The organism is Falsihalocynthiibacter sp. CO-5D18 (assembly GCF_041205445.1).
GTDB lineage: Bacteria > Pseudomonadota > Alphaproteobacteria > Rhodobacterales > Rhodobacteraceae > Falsihalocynthiibacter > Falsihalocynthiibacter arcticus.
Window position 1 is genome coordinate 1 of sequence record NZ_JBGFCF010000054.1, and the last position, 1479, is coordinate 1479.

The window sequence follows — 1479 nt, forward strand, 5'->3', positions numbered from 1 at the left end:
AATTATATGTCGCGGTTTCAAGAAATGATCAGGGTGCCGCACAAAAGTTCAGGATGCTGTTGAAGATCGTTTTCTAGTGGAACTCTGTCGAGCTAGGCGTTGTAGAAATGATTGCTATCGGTGGCGGTTTACTTCGCCTTCGGATTGAAGCCGAAATACGCGAGGTACTTGTCGAAGTCGTCGTCAACGGATCCGGCAGCTTCGAAGGCGCGGGCATCATAGTCTCTCTCTTCACCCCCCAAATGTGTGCCCCAAGCGGTCGGTATGCCAGCGCAAAAGACAGAGCCTCCGTAGGTCGCAGACAGATCGACAGGTTTCAGGCCGGTCACAACGAGCGTGCCTGAGACGGTGTCGAGATCAAGGCTTGAGATATACATCATCCCCAACTTGTTCTCGAATTGGGTGATCGAAAACAGTTCCCCTGCCTTGGTGCGGTGCAGTGTCGTGTGGTCCGGAGAGACTGAAACGCCCCCTTTTAAACCACCACCCTCAAAATTGACGGGAAGCTTGCCTTTTTTGGTCAGAGCTCGGCCGAACACGGCATCCCCAAACCTGTCGCCAGAACGTAGCAGCGTTTGATAGCCGTTAAGCGCAATCTCGTTACCATTTAGAGACATCGCGCTTGTAAACTGAACAGTGCGTTTCTCGGTGTCGGTGGTAGGGAAAGGTAGGGGCTTGAAGTCGACGCTGTCGCCTCCCTGAATTTTCGCAGGAATGGCGACAAAGCCGACGTAAGCGGGCCTGTCCGCGTCAGATAATACGAACTTCTCTCCATTTCCGCCAAAGGGGTGCTGCACCACGGTAACGAGATAGTCAAAGGCGTCGTCGATGTTTTTGTAATAAAAAGGCGAGGTCACTTCGGAACCGTAAGGTGCCGTTAGCATGCGAGTGCGCACGCCCGTTTTTAGGTCATAGGCCCAGAGCACGTCATTTTGGTGGAAGGAAGTATCTTCGGCGATCAGCAACGTGTCGTCGTTCAACCCCATAACTATATTGTCAGGTTTGGAGATGTTGTTTATCGAGCAGGCATTGATCACGGCACTCCTGTTGAAGGGGCCCCCAGCGACCAAAAAATCCATGTCGGTTGCGACAAAATCTGGCCCAACTGAAAGCTGCATCACTGCACCGCATCGGTTGGTCTTTAGGTTGATGTCATCATCTACGCCTGCCAACTTGGAAGAGCGCCTCATGCCCTGTGAAAGATCCGAAATAGCGACGTAAAGTTTGTTGCGCTTGGGATCAAAGCTGACACCCTCCATTTTGTAAAATTCCGACGTGCCGCCCAACATTGCGGCGTAGCGAGCTGATTCTAGACGCGAGGCCGCGAAAGCAATCTCGTCTGCGGACATATCTAAATTGTTCCCAGTTTTGAGCTTTACACATTCTGGTCCATAGGTCGTGTCGATCGCCGTGTACGATTGGGGGCAGGCATTGTCAGCAATTTCAGCGGTCTTGAAAATCTGTGAGAATTTTATACCT

General features: G+C 51.7%; 1 protein-coding gene. It reads right to left on the minus strand.

Annotation, left to right across the window (positions count from 1 at the left end; all coding sequences use genetic code 11):
- Positions 1 to 128: 128 nt before the first annotated feature.
- The coding region (locus tag AB9F27_RS21810) for a hypothetical protein (RefSeq protein WP_369758192.1) at positions 129 to 1479 on the minus strand (1351 nt) is incomplete at its 5' end.